Below are 14907 nucleotides of genomic sequence, written 5' to 3' on the forward strand. Positions count from 1 at the left end.
GCGCGCACCACCGGCCGGGTGGGGCACCTCTTGAGCGGAGGGTGCCCCGCCCGGCCGCACACGTACGGGCGCGGCCTTGCCGGGCCGGCGGTCAGACGTCCTGGCCGCTGCCGCCGGAGGACGAGACCTCGATCCCCTTGAGGATCTCGTCGACGACCGACGTCTTCTGCCCGACGTCGATGCCGAAACGCACCACCACGATCTGCTTGGCGTCGTCGGGCGAGGGGAAGGCGACCGACTCCACATAGCCGTCGGCGCCCTTGCTGGTGACCGCCTTCCAGCGCACCATGTACCCCTTCTGCCCGGCCACCGTCACCGCGCCGGAGCCCAGCACCTGGTGCGAGGTGATGCCGCCGTAGACCTTGCCGCCGTACGACTCCTTGGCGTTGGCCGCGATGTCCGCCTTGGCGACCTCCTCGGCCGTGTCGCCCTTCGTGCCCAGCGCCTGCGCCGGAGCCGAGTAGGCGCCGCCCGCGGTGCAGGGCTGCGAGGCGTCGCCCGGGCACTTGTAGGAGTGGTCGGACGTCACCTGCGCGCCGACACTGAGCACCTGCCCGGTCCAGCCCTTCGGCACCGGCAGGCTGATGCCGTTGACCGGGTCCGGCACCCTGCCGCCGCCCGGCACCTTGGGCGCCGCGGACTCGTTCGGCGACGGCGAGGCGCCGCCGGAGCCGCCCTGGCCGCCGGAGCCGCCCGACCCCCCGGAACCCCCCGAGCCGCCGGACCCGCCCTGGCCGCCGAAGCCGCCGCCCGGCCCGCCCTGACCGCCGTCCGGTCCGCCCGCCGCCCCCTGCCGGGACCCGGCCCGGTCGTCGGCGCCGCCGCCGGTGTCCTTGGTGAGGGCCCACACGCCGACCCCGATGCACGCCAGCACAGCGGCCGCCGCCGTCACGGCTATGCCCGTGCGCAGCCCGCGCCGCGGCCCGCCCGGCGGCGGTGCGGGGTAGGGCGGATACGCCGGATAACCGGGCTGCCCGCCGTACGCCGGCGCGGCCGAGGGCGCCGCCGGCTGTGCCGGCTGCGGGGCGCCGGCCCCCGGGGGCTGTGGCGGGGGACCCCATACGGCGGCCGTGCCCGCGGGGCGGGTCCGGTCCGTCCAGGCCTTGCCGTCCCACCAGCGCTCGGTGGGCGGGCCGTCGTTCGTCTGCCCGGGGTCGGGGTACCACCCCGGAGGAGTCACCTGCGTCATGACCCCACCGTATGAGGCGTCGGTGAAAGCGGGATGAGAGGATCCGCCGCCAAACCACCGGACCGGACATTTCGCCCCCGGTTTTTTTCTGCCCACCGCTCCAGACCGTTCCACACCGCCACCGCGCGCCCCCTGGGTCTCGCGGGAGCGCACGGAGAACCGGCTTCCGGGCCGCCCCGGTTGACGCTCTCTGCGCCGCCGAGCAGGCGCGCGGCCCGCGCGAACGTCGCCCACCGGCACCCGCTTTCACCCGCCGGGGCAACACCTGCCCCGTGCGGCCACCACGCGTCCCACCGGACGGCTACGCTCGGGCGTGTACGTCATTCGGGCGACCTGGGGAGGGAACGGGATGACGGAGGGACGGCCGCCGGCGGCTGCCTCGGCTTCCCTGTGGGAGCGGGACGCGGAACTCGCCACCGTCACGCGGGCACTCGACCTCCTGTGCGCCGACCAGTCGTCCGCGGGCGGTCTGCTGGTCTTCCGCGGCGAGGCGGGCATCGGCAAGACCGCCCTGCTGGCCGAGATCCGCCGCATCGCCGAACGCCGCGGCTGCACCGTGTGGTCCGCGCGCGGCGCCGAGACCCTGCGGTCCGTCCCGTTCAACGTCGTACGCCAGCTGCTCCAGCCCGCCCTGCTGTCCTTACTCCCCGAGGAGGCCCGCGAGTACCTCGGCGACTGGTACGACATCGCCGGCCCCGCGCTCGGCATAGCCCACCCGCAGGAGGCCAGCGCCGACCCGCAGTACGTGTGCGACGGCCTCGTGGCCGCCGTACGCCGGCTCGCCCGCCGCGAATGGCCGCTGGTGCTGCTGATCGACGACGCGCACTGGGCCGACCAGGAGACCCTGCGCTGGCTCGCCGCGTTCGCCGAGCGCCTGGACGACCTCTCCGTCCTCGTCGTCGTCGCCCGCCGCCCCGGCGAGACCGGCGGCGACAGCGCCCGCCACCTCGACGCCGTGGCCGCCGCCGCGGGCCGCCCCGTCGGCAACCTCAAGGCCCTCACCCCCGAAGCCGCCGCCGGACTCACCCGCGCCGCCCTCGGCCGGCACGCCGACGACGCCTTCTGCCGCGAGGTCTGGGCCGTCACCGCGGGCAACCCCTACGAGACCACCGAACTCCTCGCCAAGGTGCGCGACAGCGAGGTGCAGCCGGTCGAGGCGAGGGCCGGCGAACTGCGCGCCCTCAACCGCGCCGCACGCGGCGGCGGACTCGTCGACCGGATCAAGCAACTCGGCCTGGAGGCCACGCAGTTCGCCTGGGCGGCCGCCATCCTCGGCACCGGCATCACCGTCGACACGGTCGCCCGCCTCGCCACCATGGACGAGCCCGTCGCCCGGCACTGCGCCGACCTGCTCTGCACCGCCCGCATCCTCACCGCACCCGACCCCGCGGCCGGCGGCGAACGCGAGGAGGGCGAGCTGGAGTTCGTCCACCCGCTCATCGCCAGCGCCGTCTACGACTCCATCCCGTCCGGCGTGTGCACCGCCATGCACGGCGTCGCCGCCCAGCTCATCACCGAGCTGGGACGCGGCGCCGCCCAGGCCGCCCGGCACCTGCTGAAGGTGCACCCCGACGGCGACGAGGAACTCGTCGAGCAGCTGCGCGAGGCCGCCCGCGAACACCTCGCCGTCGGCGCCCCCGACGCCGCCCGCACCTGCCTCGAACGCGCCCTGCGCGAACCCCCGCTCCCCGAGGTCCAGCCGCACGTCCTGTACGAACTGGGCTGCGCCACCCTGCTCACCGCGCCCGCCGTCACCGTCGAACACCTCCGGCACGCCCTCGGCATGCCCGGCCTCGACGCCGAACGCCGGGTCGACGCGGTCGTCCGGCTCTCCCAGGCGCTGCTCCACAACGACCAGCTGGAAGAGGCCGTCCGCACGGTCGAGGCCGAGGCCGCCCGGCACCGACCGGGCCCCGTGCGGATGCGGCTGCAGGCCGTGCAGTTCATGTGGGAGGCCATCCACGGCGAGACCGTCTCCCCGGCCCGCTCCCGGCGCCTCGCCGAACTCGCGAGCACCTGCACCGGCCGCGACAACTCCGAACGCGCCCTGCTCATCCTGCGCGGCTTCGACGCCATGGCCCACGGCGAGAGCGCCGAGGAGGTCCTGGACCTGTGCGACCGCGCCCTCGTCAACGGCCGCCTCGCCCCCGGCCTCGGCTGGACCGACCCCGAGTGGGGCATCGAGCTGCTGATGATGCTCGGCAGCGCGTACGCCTACGCCGACCGGCTCGACCGCGCCGAGAGCCTGTTCGCCGAGGCCCTGCGCGTCTACACCACGGCCGGCTGGCGCGGAGGCCACCTCTCCCTCGCCAACGCCTTCCTCGGGCTCGCCTACCGCAGGCAGGGCCGGCTGCGCGACGCCGAGTCCACCCTGCGCGAGGCCCTCGTCCTCGCCGAACGCGTCGGCCGCCGCCTGCCGCTGTACTGGTCGGCGGCCTGCGGACTGGTCGACACCCTGCTCGCCCGCGGCCGTACCGACGAGGCCTGGTCGATCGCCGAGCAGTACGGCTTCGCACCGCCCTACCCGTCCACGATCGTGCTGCCCGACATCCGCTGTGTGCGCGGCCGGCTGCTGCTCGCCGTCGGCCGCACCGAGGACGGCATACACGAACTCGAGGCAGCGGAGAAGACCGCGGCCTCACGCGGCGGCCACAACCCGGTCCTGTCCCCGTGGTCCATCGACCTCGCCAAGGCCCTCGCCGGACAGAACCCCGAGCGCGCCGCCCACCTCGCGGCCGAGGCCCGCCGGCAGGCCGAACGCTTCGGCACGGACACCGCCCTCGGCGAGGCCCTGCGCTGCGCCGCCGCCCTGGAGACCGGCAGCCGCGCGGCCCAGCTCGCCGCGCAGGCCGTCGCCTACCTGGAATCCTCACCCTGCCAGTACGAACACGCGGCGGCCCGCGTCGAGTACGGCATCTCCGCCCGCTCCGCCACGGAACTGAGCCGGGGACTCGACCTCGCCCGGGCCTGCGGCGCGGAAGGCCTCGCGGCCCGCGCGAGGGAGGTACTGGAGACGGGGCGCGGGCTGCGGTAGGCGGACGACGGTATGCAGACGCCGGTATGCCGCCGTCCTGTGGCTGCATGCGGTGTGCGGTATCCCGCTGGCAGGCGACGGTATGCGGGCGTCCGCATACGATCCGCCGGTTGCTGTATGCAGGCGTCGGTGTACGGGCGCCCGTAGATCGTATGCCGTCGACGCATACCGCAGCCCTCACACCGTCAGCAACTGCTCCGTGACCGCCGCCAGCCGCTTGCGCACCTGCGGGTCGTACGTCTCCTCGTGCGCCCGCGCCCGTCGCGTCCCGTCGTAGTAGCCCCCGCTGCCCACATCCTGCGTAGCCAGCGCAAGGACGCCGGGCGCGCCGTCGGCGACCGAGTTCCACGGGGCGATCCCGCTCTCGCGGACCATCGCGGTGTCCATGAAGGTGGCCGGGTGCAGGACGTTCACCGAGACCCCGCTGCCGGCGAGTTCCTCGGCGAGGGTGAAGGTGTGCGCGGCGAGGGCGAACTTGCTGCGGCAGTACGCCGCCATCCCGGTGTAGCCGCGGCTGAGTTCGGGGTCGGTGAAGTCGAGGGGCTCCTGGCCGGCCGAGCCGACGTTCACGATCCGGGCCGGCGCGTTGGACCGAAGGACCGGCAGCAGGGACCGGGTGAGGACGACGGGCGCGAGATAGTTCACGGCGAGCCGCAGCTCGTGCCCGTCGGCGCTCAGCTCCCGCCCGGAACCGGGCGTGCCGCCGCCCATCCCCGCGTTGTTGATCAGCACGTCGAGGTCCGGACGGGCCTCGGCGACCCGTGCGCCCAGCTCGCGCACCTCGGCCAGCCGCGCCAGGTCGGCGACGAACGCCTCGGCCTCGCCCTCGGTGCGCAGCTCCGCGACCAGCCGCTCGGTGCGGTTCCGGTCCCGGCCGTGGGCGAGCACGACATGGCCGGAACGGACCAGTTCGAAGGCGACGTACCGGCCGAGTCCGGAGGTGGCGCCGGTGATCAGGATGGTGGACATGCTTCCACCCTAGGCACGGCCCGGCGCCGCGAGGGAGGTGCTGGCGAAGCTACGACCGGCAGGGTCACCCTCCTTCGCCGTCCTCCTCGTCGAGCACCCGCTGGGCCGTCGCGAACGCGGAGTTGGCGGCCGGCACCCCGCAGTACACGGCGGTCTGCAGCAGCACCGCGCCGATCTCCTCCGGGGTGAGCCCGTTGCGCCGTGCGGCACGGACGTGCATCGCCAGCTCGTCGTAGTGCCCGTGGGCGACCAGCGCGGTCAGCGTGATCATGCTGCGTTCGCGCCGGGACAGCGTCGGATCGGTCCAGATCTCGCCCCAGGCGTAGCGGGAGATGAAGTCCTGGAACCGGGCGGTGAACGGGGTCTGCCGGGCCTGCGCCCGGTCCACGTGCGCGTCGCCCAGCACCTCACGGCGCACCGCCATCCCGCTCGCCGGCGGCCCGTCGAGCTGGGTGCGCAGCGCCGCCAGCACGGCCCGCGGGCACTCGGCGGGCGCCAGATGGGAGGCGCCGGGCAGCTCCACCAGCGTCGCGCCGGGCACCGCGTCGGCGATCTCCCGCAGGTGCGCGGGCGGTGTCGCGGGATCCTGCTTGCCCGCCACCAGGAGCGTCGGTACGGCGATGGCGCCGAGCCGGTCGCGCAGGTCGAACGCAGCGAGCGCGTCGCAGCAGGCGGCGTACGCCTCCGGATCGGCCTCCCGGTGGTCCCGGACCAGCCCCGGCACGGTGAACCCGGGGGTGAACCAGCGTGCGTCGGCGCTCGTTGCCAGCCACTCCATGCCCTCGCGGCGCACCCGCTGCGCCCGCTCCCGCCAGGGCGTCTCGCCGCCGAAGTGGGCGGAGGTGCAGATGGCCGCCAGGGAGGTCAGCCGGTCGGGGTGGTGCACGGCCAGATGCAGGCCGACCGCGCCGCCGAGGGAGACGCCCGCGTAGGCGAACCGGTCGATGCCGAGCGTGTCGGCGAGGTCCAGCACCAGCGCGGCGAGGTCGGCGACGGTCGCGCCCGGACCGATCAGCTCCGGCGCGGAACCGCCGTGCCCCGGCAGGTCCCAGCGCACCACCCGGTGACGGGCCGACAGTTCGGGCGCGAGCGCGTCCCACAGGGCGTACGAGGTGCCGAGCGAGGGGCCGAGCAGCAGTGCGGGAGCCGAAGCCGGGCCTTCGATCCGGTGGTTGAGGAGTTTCTCGGTCAACGTCGCTCCAGGGCACGGTCGGTGAGGGCACCGGCGAAACCGGTGTAGCGGGCGGGGTCGGTGAGCTCGGCCAGGTCCAGGTCCTTCAACTCGGGCTCTTCGGCGAGGAGTTCGCCGAGCGAGCGGTGCTCGGCGTGGGTGCGGCGGGCGAGCGCGGTGAGCAGCTCCTTGGCCCGGGCGCGGCCGAGCCGGGGCGCCAGGACGGCGGACAGCCGCTCGGAGACGATCAGTCCACGGGTCAGGTCCAGATCGCGGCGCATGGCGTCGGCGTTCACGCTCAGGCCCGCGGCGAGTTCGGCCGCGTCCCGGGCCGCGCCGCCGGTCAGCCGGAGCAGGTCGCGCAGCGGCTCCCACTCGGCGTGCCAGGCCCCGGCCGGGCGTTCGTCCCCGGCGGCGACACAGCCGTACAGGGTGGCCGCGAGCTGCGGGGCGCGTCGGGCAGCGGCCGAAAGGAGGGTGGAGCGCACGGGGTTGGCCTTGTGCGGCATGGCGGACGAGCCGCCGCCGCTGCCCTCGGTCACCTCGCCGATCTCGGTGCGCGACAGGGTCAGCACGTCCTCGCCGATCCTGCCCAGGGCGCCGGCGGTGAACGCCAGACAGCCGGCCAGGTCGGCGACGGGGGTGCGCAGGGTGTGCCAGGGCAACCGCGGTGCGGCCAGCCCGACTTCGCGGGCGTACGCCGCCGTCAGCGCGGCCGGGTCCTGGGCGCCGTACGCCTGGAAGGCCGCCAAGGTCCCGGCGGCGCCGCCGAGTTGGGCGGGCAGTGCCTCGCGCACCGCCGTGACGCGGTCCCGGGCGTCCAGGACGAGTGACCGCCAGCCGGCCGCCTTCAGGCCGAAGGTCGTCGGCACCGCGTGCTGGGTGAGGGTGCGGCCCGGCATCGGCGTGTCCCGGTGTGCGACGGCCAGGTCCGCCAGCGCGCGCCCGGTGCGGCCGAGGTCGGCGAGGAGCAGGTCCAGGGTGCGCGCGGCGACCAGCATCAGCGCGGTGTCCAGGATGTCCTGGCTGGTCGCGCCCCGGTGCACATACGGGCCGTACGGCTCGCCCACGGCGGCGGTGAGGTCGGCGACGAGCGGGATGACCGGATTGCCGCCGGCGCGGGCGCGTTCGGCGAGGGAGCGCACGTCGAAGCGGGCGGGGTCGGCCGCCCCGGTCACCGCCTCGGCGGCCTCGGCCGGGGCGAGGCCGAGCGCGGCCTGGGCCCGGGTCAGGGCGGCCTCGGCATCCAGCAGGGCCCACAGATACGCCCTGTCGCCGGTCGCGTCGGCGGCGGGAGAGCCGGCCCACCCGGGGGCGAGCAGGCCGGTGTCGCCGTCCCTGTGGTCAGGTGTCACTGGTACTCCAGGAAGACCGTCTCGCCTTCGCCCTGAAGGCGGATGTCGAAACGGTAGGCGGCCGGGCCCTCCTCGACGGCGATCAGCGTGTCGCGCCGCTCGCCCACCCGGGTGAGCAGCGGGTCGGCGGCGAGCGCGGCCTCGTCGCCCGGCAGATAGATCCGGGTGAACAGGTGCACGAGCAGACCGCGGGCGAACACGCAGACACTGAGGTACGGCGCGCCCCGGCCGCGGGTCCCGGGGCGGAGGGTGCGGGCGTACCAGTGGCCGTCGGCGTCGGTCTGGATCCGGCCCCAGCCGGTGAACTCCACGCCGTTGCGGCCGAGATAGCCGCCGGTGGCCGGATCGCGCCGGATGGAGCCGTCCACCTGCGGGACCGTGCCGTCGGGGCGCGGACCCCACAGCTCGACGAGCGCGTCCGGCAGCGGCTCGCCCGCGCCGTCGAGGACGTACCCGTGCACGGTGACGGTGTCCGGGTGGCCGAGCGGGGCGATCTCCTCGCCGCCGCGGAAGGGCAGGGCGTAGCCGTAGAAGGGGCCGACCGTGTGGGACGGGGTGGGCAGCACCTGCTCCGGGCTGCTCGTGTCGGTCTTCGTCATGGCGGTCAGCGTCCTTCTTCGATCCAGGTGGCGGCCGGGCCGTCCAGCACGATGTCCCAGTGGTAGCCGAGGGAGAACTCGGGCACCGACAGGCTGTGGTCGTAGGTGGCGACCAGTCGCTGCCGGGCCGCGTCGTCCGTCACCGACTGCAGGATCGGGTCGTACGGGAACAGCGGGTCGTTCGGGAAGTACATCTGCGTCACCAGCCGCTGCGTGAACGCCGTGCCGAACACCGAGAAGTGGATGTGCGCCGGGCGCCAGGCGTTCACGTGGTTGCGCCACGGGTAGGGGCCGGGCTGGATGGTGGTGAAGTGGTAGCGGCCCTCGGCGTCGGTGAGGGTGCGGCCGAAGCCGGTGAAGTTCGGGTCGAGCGGGGCGTCGTGCTGCTCGCGCTGGTGGGCGTAGCGGCCGGCCGAGTTGGCCTGCCAGATCTCGATCAGCTGACCGCGCACCGGTCGCCCGTCGCGGTCGAGCAGCCGCCCGGAGACGGTGATCCGCTCACCGACCGGTTCGCCGCGGTGGTGCCGGGTGAGGTCGTTGTCGATCCCGGTGATGTCGCGCTCCCCGAAGGCGGGGGAGCGCAGCTCCACCATCTCGGGGTCCTGGGCGGTGTCGATGGCGACCAGGGGCTGCTTGGGGTGGCGCAGCACCGAGGAGCGGTACGGCGCGTAGTCGCGGCGCGGGTGGTGCTCGACGGGTGCGCCGTCGGCCACGCGCTTCTCGTACGCCGCGTGCTCGGCGGCGATCTCCTGGTCGATGTCCTGCTGGGTGAGAGTCATGGCAAGTCCTAGGGGTCAGCGTTCGAGGACGAGGGCGAGGCCCTGGCCCACGCCGATGCAGAGGGTGGCCACGCCGGTTCCGGAGCCGCGGCGGGCGAGCTGGTGGGCGACCGTGCCGGCGAGGCGGGCGCCGGAGGCGCCGAGCGGGTGGCCGAGCGCGATGGCGCCGCCCTGGGGGTTGAGGACCGACGGGTCGAACTCGGGCCACTCGGCCAGGCAGCCCAGGACCTGGGCGGCGAAGGCCTCGTTCAGCTCCAGCACGTCCAGGTCGGCGAAGGTCCTGCCCGCCTTGGCGAGGGCGCGGTTGACGGCTTCGACGGGGGCGAGCCCGAAGTAGTGCGGGTCGACGGCGTGGACGCCGGTCGCGGAGATCCGGGCCAGCGGTTCACGGCCGGTGGCCTTCAGGCCTTCCTCGTCGGTGAGGAGCAGGGCGGCGGCGCCGTCATTGAGCGGGGAGGCGTTCCCGGCGGTCACCGTGCCGTTCTCCGTACGGAAGGACGGCTTGAGCCGGGCCATCGCGGCGAGCGAGGCGTCGGGCCGTACGGACTCGTCCTGCGTGAACGGCTCGGGCTCGCCCTTGCGCCGCAGGACGGGCACGGGCACCGACTCGGCGTCGAACAGGCCCTGTTCGCGGGCGGCGGCCGCCTTGCGGTGGGAGGCGAGGGCGAACTCGTCCTGCTGCTCGCGGGTGATCTTGTGCTTGTCGGCGATCAGTTCGGCCGACTCGCCCAGCGGGACGGTCCACTGCGGGTCCATCCGGGGGTTGACCATGCGCCAGCCGAGGGTCGTGGAGTACAGCTCGGTGTGCCCGGCCGGGAACGGGCGGTCGGACTTGGGCAGGACGTAGGGGGCGCGGGTCATGGACTCCACACCGCCCGCCACGGCGATGTGCGCGTCGCCGACGGCGATGGCGCGGGCCGCCTGGACCACCGCTTCCAGACCGGAGGCGCACAGCCGGTTGACGGTGACGCCGGGCGCGGAGGTGGGCAGGCCGGCCAGCAGGGCGGCCATGCGGGCGACGTTGCGATTCTCCTCGCCGGCGCCGTTGGCGTTGCCGAGGTACACGTCCTCGATCCGGGCCGGATCCAGGTCCGGGGTGCGGGCGAGGAGTTCACGGAGGGTGAGGGCGGCGAGGTCGTCGGGGCGTACGGAGGCGAGGGCGCCGTTGTAGCGGCCGATGGGGGTGCGGACGGCGTCGACGACGTACACCGTGTTGATCGCGTTCACAGCAGGTTCTCCGTGATGATGAGTTCGGCGTCGGTGCGGGCGACGACGTCGTCGACGGTGACACCCGGCGCGCACTCGACCAGGGCGAGACCCTGCTCGGTGACGTCCAGCACCGCGAGATCCGTGATGACCCGGTTCACACACGCCTTGCCGGTGAGCGGCAGCGTGCACTCCTTGAGGATCTTCGGGGAACCGTCCTTCGCGGTGTGCGTCATCACCACGATCACCTGCCGGGCGCCGTGGACGAGGTCCATCGCCCCGCCGATCCCCGTGACCAGCTTGCCCGGCACCGCCCAGTTGGCCAGATCGCCGCCGGCGGACACCTGCATCGCGCCGAGCACGGCCACGTCGATGTGCCCGCCCCGGATCATCGCGAAGGACAGCGCCGAGTCGAAGAAGGACGCGCCCGGCAGCACCGTGACGGTCTCCTTGCCCGCATTGATCAGATCCGGGTCGACCTGGTCCTCGGTGGGGTAGGGGCCGGTGCCCAGGATGCCGTTCTCGCTCTCCAGGACGACCTCGACGCCCTCGGGGAGGTGGTTGGGGATCAGTGTGGGCAGCCCGATGCCGAGGTTGACGTACTGGCCGTCCCGCAGCTCCCGCGCCGCCCGCGCGGCCATCTGTTCGCGTGTCCAGGCCATCAGCCGCTCACCGTCCGCCGCTCGATCTTCTTGTCCGCCGCCTGCTCGGGGGCGAGGGCGACCACCCGCTGCACGAAGATGCCCGGCAGATGCACCGCGTCGGGGTCGATCGCGCCGGGCTCGACCAGCTCCTCGACCTCGGCGACGGTGATCCGCCCGGCCATCGCGGCCAGCGGGTTGAAGTTCCGGCTGGACCTGTTGAAGACGAGGTTGCCGTGCCGGTCCCCGCGCGCCGCCCGGACCAGCGCGAAGTCGGTGCGGATGCCGCGCTCCAGGACGTACTCGGCGCCGTCGAACTCCCGCACCTCCTTCGCCGGCGAGGCCAGCGCGACCCCGCCGGAGCCGTCGTACCGCCAGGGCAGCCCGCCCTCGGCGACCTGCGTACCCACTCCGGCCGGCGTGTAGAACGCGGGGATCCCGGCGCCGCCGGCCCGCAGCCGCTCGGCCAGCGTGCCCTGCGGGATCAGCTCGACCTCGAGCTCCCCGGCCAGGTACTGGCGGGCGAACTCCTTGTTGGCGCCGATGTAGGAGCCGGTCACCCGGGCGATCCGGCCCGCTGCCAGCAGCACCGCGAGACCGGTGTCCATGGCCCCGCAGTTGTTGGAGACGACCGAGAGAGAGCCGACTCCGCGCTCGTACAACGCCTGGATCAGCACGTTCGGCACGCCGCTCAGCCCGAACCCGCCGACCGCGAGGGACGCGCCGTCCGGCACGTCGGCCACCGCCTCAGCGGCCGTGGCGACCACCTTGTCCATACGTGAAGCCCCATCTCTTCGCAATTAATCAGGGCACTGAGTATTTCAGCGAGGTGTCCCTCACGCTGCCACCGCCGCGCGAAACCGTCAAGACCTCACCTTTTCTCGGTTTCGGGCGGGCGACATGAGGTCGGGGTGCCGGGTATTGTTCAGTGCACCTACGAATCGATCAGGGGAGTGCACATGGCCGCGGTGGACCTCACCACCCATCCCGGGCACCTGGCGCGGCGGCTGCAGCAGGCGCACTACCTGCTGTGGAACACGATGGTCTCCGAGGAGATCACCTCACCGCAGTTCGCGGTCATGAACGCGCTCGTCGCCGAGCCGGGCCTCGACCAGCGGACCGTGGGGGAGCGGGTGGGGCTGGACCGGTCGACCGTCGCCGAGGTCATCAGCCGGCTCGGCCGCCGCGGCCTGCTGCACAAGGTGCGCGACCCGCAGGACGGCCGGCGCTTCCTGCTCCGGCTCACCGACGAAGGGCTGCGCACCCACCGCAGGCTGACCGTGCGCACCGCCCGGATGAACCAGGTCTTCCTCGCGCCGCTGTCCGCCGAGGAGCAGACCGTGTTCTTCGACCTGATCCGCCGGGTCGCGGACGCGGCGGAGGACCTGCGCAACCCGGCCGAGCCCCTCGCCGCGCAGGGCTGACCGCGCGGGAGCGGCAGTGCCGACGCGGCCACACGTCACGGCGCCGGTCGGCGGAGGGACACGGCCGCCGGGCCGACGCACACGGGCATCTCACAGTGCCGCGGCGGAGCGGTCCGGCCACCGAGCCGACGCACCCCGGCGTCTCACGGCGCCGGCGCGAACACCACCCACACCTGGCCGTCGGCGAAGTTCATCCGGCTGCCGTCCGCCGCCGTGAACGTCGTCCCGTCCGTCGCGGCCGGCCGGGACCAGGAGGCGTCGAAGGACCGGCCGTCGCGCAGCACCTGCGCCCTCCCCGAGCCGACCGTCTCGGTGGACGGCGTGTGGTTGCCGAGCACGTCGTGATAGCGGGAGGCCGTGATCTTCACGTACTGCACGACGACCGTCGCCGCCGCCACCCGCGCGCCGTCCGTGGTCGTCGTGGGCGTGCCGTCCATCGCGACCAGCCAGCGGTGCCGTGCCGGCGACCAGGTGAAGCCGAAGCGGGCCGCCGGGTAGCGGACGGTGCGCGAGGCGGTGGGGGTGCCGCCGGACGGGGCCGGACCGTAGCGGAAGCCGGTCGTCAGCGCCGCCTTGCCCGGGGCGGACGGCAGCAGCTTGCCGGGGTGGACGTAGAGGTTGTGCGGGGCGGCCCTGCCGCTGCCCCGGTAGTAGGCGGCGGGGGCCTCGTCGGGGGACTCCGCCCGCAGCGGCGCCTTGTCGATCAGCGGAAGCAGTTTGTGCTGGGCGCCGGAGAAGGCGAGCGTCGGCCGGTGGAACTGGCGCAGCAGCTCCAGATCCGACGCGCGGGCGCTGCGCACCGGCCCGACCGTCCGGGGGAGCCGGGTCGCGTACACCGCCATCAGCCGGCTCAGGCCGCCCTCCACCTGCTCGGCGTACACCACGTCGGCGGCGTCGAGCCCCGTCTGCGGGCGGGCCGCGGACACGTTGTCGATCTTCACGGCCAGCGGTGACCCGGCCGCCGTGGCCGAGGGAGCCGGGGGCGGGGGCGACGGCGGGGGAGCGGTGGGGGTGTGCCGCGGGGGGCGGGCGTCGCCCGGGCCGTGGTGGGTGCAGCCCGCCAGGAGGGAGAGAGCCAGGCCCAAGGCCAAGACCAGGGCCAGGCTCGGCGAAGCGGTCAGCGCGGCCGCCCGCGGTGTCGCGCGTCCTATGCGCGCTCTGTGTCTTTCGCCCACGATGCCCCCCGTTCGTTTGTCCGATTGTGCGCTCATCGGGTCGTCGCTGGCCATACACGCGCGCGGTGGTGCGGGCCGGCCCGGCCGGGAGGGGGTTCGGCGCAGGTGGCCCCGGGTACCCGGGCGCCACCGCGAAACGCCCACGCGAGCGAGGGAGCGCGACCCCATGAAGGCAGTCACTTGGCAGGGCAGGCGGGACGTCCGGGTCGAGGACGTGCCCGACCCGCGGATCGAGGAGCCCACCGACGCCGTCATCCGGATCACGTCCACCGGACTGTGCGGCTCGGATCTGCACCTGTACGAGGTGCTCACGCCGTTCATGACACCGGGGGACATCCTCGGGCACGAACCGATGGGCATCGTCGAGGAGGTCGGCCCCGCCGTGCCGGACCTCAAGGCCGGCGACCGGGTCGTGGTGCCGTTCCAGATCGCCTGCGGCACCTGCTGGATGTGCCTGACCGGGCTGCCGACCCAGTGCGAGACCACCCAGGTCACCGGCGAGGGTATGGGCGCCGCCCTGTTCGGCTACACCCGCCTGTACGGCTCGGTGCCCGGCGCCCAGGCCGAGTATCTGCGGGTGCCGCAGGCGCAGTTCGGGCCGATGAAGGTGCCCGAGGGCCCGCCGGACGACCGCTTCGTCTACCTCTCCGACGTCCTGCCCACCGCCTGGCAGGCCGTCGAGTACGCCTCCGTACCGCCCGGCGGCACCCTCGCCGTCCTCGGCCTCGGCCCGATCGGCGCCATGGCCTGCCGGATCGCCAGGGTGCGCGGCGCGGAGCGCGTCTTCGGCGTGGACCTGGTGCCGGAACGGCTGGCCCGCGCCCAGCGGGACGGCGTGCAGACCTACGACCTCAGGGCCTTCGACGACGAGAAGACGCTGGTCAACGCCATCCGCGACGAGACCGGCGGCCGGGGCCCGGACGCCGTGATCGACGCCGTCGGCACCGAGGCGCACGGCAGCGCCGCCGCCAAGCTCGCCCAGAGCGCCACCGGGCTGCTGCCCCGCAAGCTCAGCGGGCCCCTCGCGGAACGCTTCAGCGTCGACCGGCTCGGCGCCCTCTACATGGCGATCGACCTGGTCCGGCGCGGCGGCACCATCTCACTGAGCGGCGTGTACGGCGGCATGGCCGACCCGATGCCGATGCTCACCCTGTTCGACAAGCAGATCCAGATGCGCATGGGCCAGGCCAACGTCCGCCGCTGGACCGACGAGATCATGCCGTATCTCATCGACGACGACCCGCTCGGCGTCGACGACTTCGCCACCCACCGGCTGCCGCTCGCCGAGGCGCCGCACGCCTACGACATGTTCCAGCACAAGCAGGAAGGCGCCATCAAGATCCTCATGCAGCCGTGAGCCTCGTG

General features: G+C 74.1%; 13 protein-coding genes. 3 read left to right on the forward strand and 10 right to left on the reverse strand.

Annotation, left to right across the window (positions count from 1 at the left end; translation table 11 throughout):
* Nucleotides 1–91 precede the first annotated feature (91 nt).
* Nucleotides 92–1189 (reverse strand): DUF2510 domain-containing protein, encoded by a 1098-nt coding sequence (locus AB0950_RS07995; RefSeq protein ID WP_366778089.1) that lies wholly within the window; start codon nt 1187–1189, stop codon nt 92–94.
* A gap of 349 nt (nt 1190–1538) precedes the next feature.
* On the opposite strand from AB0950_RS07995, the gene AB0950_RS08000 reads away from it, so the two are divergent.
* Nucleotides 1539–4223 carry an AAA family ATPase gene (locus AB0950_RS08000; RefSeq protein WP_360574249.1) on the forward strand — a complete coding sequence of 895 codons (2685 nt, stop codon included), beginning with the start codon at nt 1539–1541 and terminating at the stop codon, nt 4221–4223.
* Nucleotides 4224–4400: 177 nt separating this feature from the next.
* Here the strand turns inward: AB0950_RS08000 and AB0950_RS08005 are convergent, their stop codons facing one another.
* The 8 genes from AB0950_RS08005 to AB0950_RS08040 all read right to left on the reverse strand — a co-directional run bounded on the left by AB0950_RS08005 (nt 4401) and on the right by AB0950_RS08040 (nt 11719).
* Nucleotides 4401–5192, reverse strand: a complete 792-nt coding sequence (locus AB0950_RS08005) for an SDR family NAD(P)-dependent oxidoreductase (RefSeq protein ID WP_360156940.1) — start codon at nt 5190–5192, stop codon at nt 4401–4403.
* A gap of 64 nt (nt 5193–5256) precedes the next feature.
* A complete protein-coding gene (gene pcaD / locus AB0950_RS08010) occupies nt 5257–6384 on the reverse strand; it encodes a 3-oxoadipate enol-lactonase (RefSeq protein ID WP_360156937.1) in 1128 nt (375 codons plus the stop codon).
* A complete protein-coding gene (gene pcaB / locus AB0950_RS08015; protein ID WP_366778090.1) occupies nt 6381–7718 on the reverse strand; it encodes a 3-carboxy-cis,cis-muconate cycloisomerase in 1338 nt (445 codons plus the stop codon). The genes pcaD and pcaB overlap by 4 nt, the downstream gene beginning before the upstream one ends.
* Complete coding sequence (pcaG, locus tag AB0950_RS08020) at nt 7715–8317, reverse strand: protocatechuate 3,4-dioxygenase subunit alpha (RefSeq protein ID WP_366778091.1); 603 nt, start codon at nt 8315–8317, stop codon at nt 7715–7717. Before pcaG ends, pcaB begins: the two co-directional genes overlap by 4 nt.
* Before the next feature lie 5 nt (nt 8318–8322).
* A complete protein-coding gene (gene pcaH / locus AB0950_RS08025) occupies nt 8323–9096 on the reverse strand; it encodes a protocatechuate 3,4-dioxygenase subunit beta (RefSeq protein WP_360156928.1) in 774 nt (257 codons plus the stop codon).
* 15 nt (nt 9097–9111) lie between these two features.
* Nucleotides 9112–10314 carry a thiolase family protein gene (locus AB0950_RS08030; protein ID WP_366778179.1) on the reverse strand — a complete coding sequence of 401 codons (1203 nt, stop codon included), beginning with the start codon at nt 10312–10314 and terminating at the stop codon, nt 9112–9114.
* A gap of 5 nt (nt 10315–10319) precedes the next feature.
* Nucleotides 10320–10964, reverse strand: a complete 645-nt coding sequence (locus AB0950_RS08035) for a CoA transferase subunit B (protein ID WP_360156925.1) — start codon at nt 10962–10964, stop codon at nt 10320–10322.
* On the reverse strand, nt 10964–11719 hold the full coding sequence (locus tag AB0950_RS08040) for a CoA transferase subunit A (protein ID WP_366778092.1): 756 nt from the start codon (nt 11717–11719) through the stop codon (nt 10964–10966). Before AB0950_RS08040 ends, AB0950_RS08035 begins: the two co-directional genes overlap by 1 nt.
* Nucleotides 11720–11902: 183 nt before the next feature.
* On the opposite strand from AB0950_RS08040, the gene AB0950_RS08045 reads away from it, so the two are divergent.
* Entirely contained in the window at nt 11903–12367 is a 465-nt protein-coding gene (locus AB0950_RS08045; protein ID WP_360156919.1) for a MarR family transcriptional regulator, read from the forward strand.
* Nucleotides 12368–12510: 143 nt separating this feature from the next.
* On the opposite strand, the gene AB0950_RS08050 is transcribed toward AB0950_RS08045, so the two are convergent.
* Nucleotides 12511–13452, reverse strand: a complete 942-nt coding sequence (locus AB0950_RS08050; RefSeq protein WP_366778093.1) for a DUF3048 domain-containing protein — start codon at nt 13450–13452, stop codon at nt 12511–12513.
* Between the two features lie 256 nt (nt 13453–13708).
* On the opposite strand from AB0950_RS08050, the gene AB0950_RS08055 reads away from it, so the two are divergent.
* Complete coding sequence (locus AB0950_RS08055) at nt 13709–14899, forward strand: zinc-dependent alcohol dehydrogenase (RefSeq protein ID WP_366778094.1); 1191 nt, start codon at nt 13709–13711, stop codon at nt 14897–14899.
* Nucleotides 14900–14907 lie beyond the last annotated feature (8 nt).

Origin of the sequence: Streptomyces sp. NPDC007189, from assembly GCF_040703635.1 — a bacterium.
Lineage (GTDB): Bacteria > Actinomycetota > Actinomycetes > Streptomycetales > Streptomycetaceae > Streptomyces.

What these genes read in the sequence shown, in the direction of transcription:
- AB0950_RS08000 (WP_360574249.1), top strand. Translation starts at nt 1,539, where the DNA reads ATGACGGAGGGACGGCCGCCGGCGGCTGCCTCGGCTTCCCTGTGGGAG.
- AB0950_RS08040 (WP_366778092.1), bottom strand. Translation starts at nt 11,719, where the DNA reads ATGGACAAGGTGGTCGCCACGGCCGCTGAGGCGGTGGCCGACGTGCCG.
- AB0950_RS08035 (WP_360156925.1), bottom strand. Translation starts at nt 10,964, where the DNA reads ATGGCCTGGACACGCGAACAGATGGCCGCGCGGGCGGCGCGGGAGCTG.
- AB0950_RS08005 (WP_360156940.1), bottom strand. Translation starts at nt 5,192, where the DNA reads ATGTCCACCATCCTGATCACCGGCGCCACCTCCGGACTCGGCCGGTAC.
- AB0950_RS08045 (WP_360156919.1), top strand. Translation starts at nt 11,903, where the DNA reads ATGGCCGCGGTGGACCTCACCACCCATCCCGGGCACCTGGCGCGGCGG.
- AB0950_RS07995 (WP_366778089.1), bottom strand. Translation starts at nt 1,189, where the DNA reads ATGACGCAGGTGACTCCTCCGGGGTGGTACCCCGACCCCGGGCAGACG.
- AB0950_RS08055 (WP_366778094.1), top strand. Translation starts at nt 13,709, where the DNA reads ATGAAGGCAGTCACTTGGCAGGGCAGGCGGGACGTCCGGGTCGAGGAC.
- pcaH (WP_360156928.1), bottom strand. Translation starts at nt 9,096, where the DNA reads ATGACTCTCACCCAGCAGGACATCGACCAGGAGATCGCCGCCGAGCAC.
- pcaG (WP_366778091.1), bottom strand. Translation starts at nt 8,317, where the DNA reads ATGACGAAGACCGACACGAGCAGCCCGGAGCAGGTGCTGCCCACCCCG.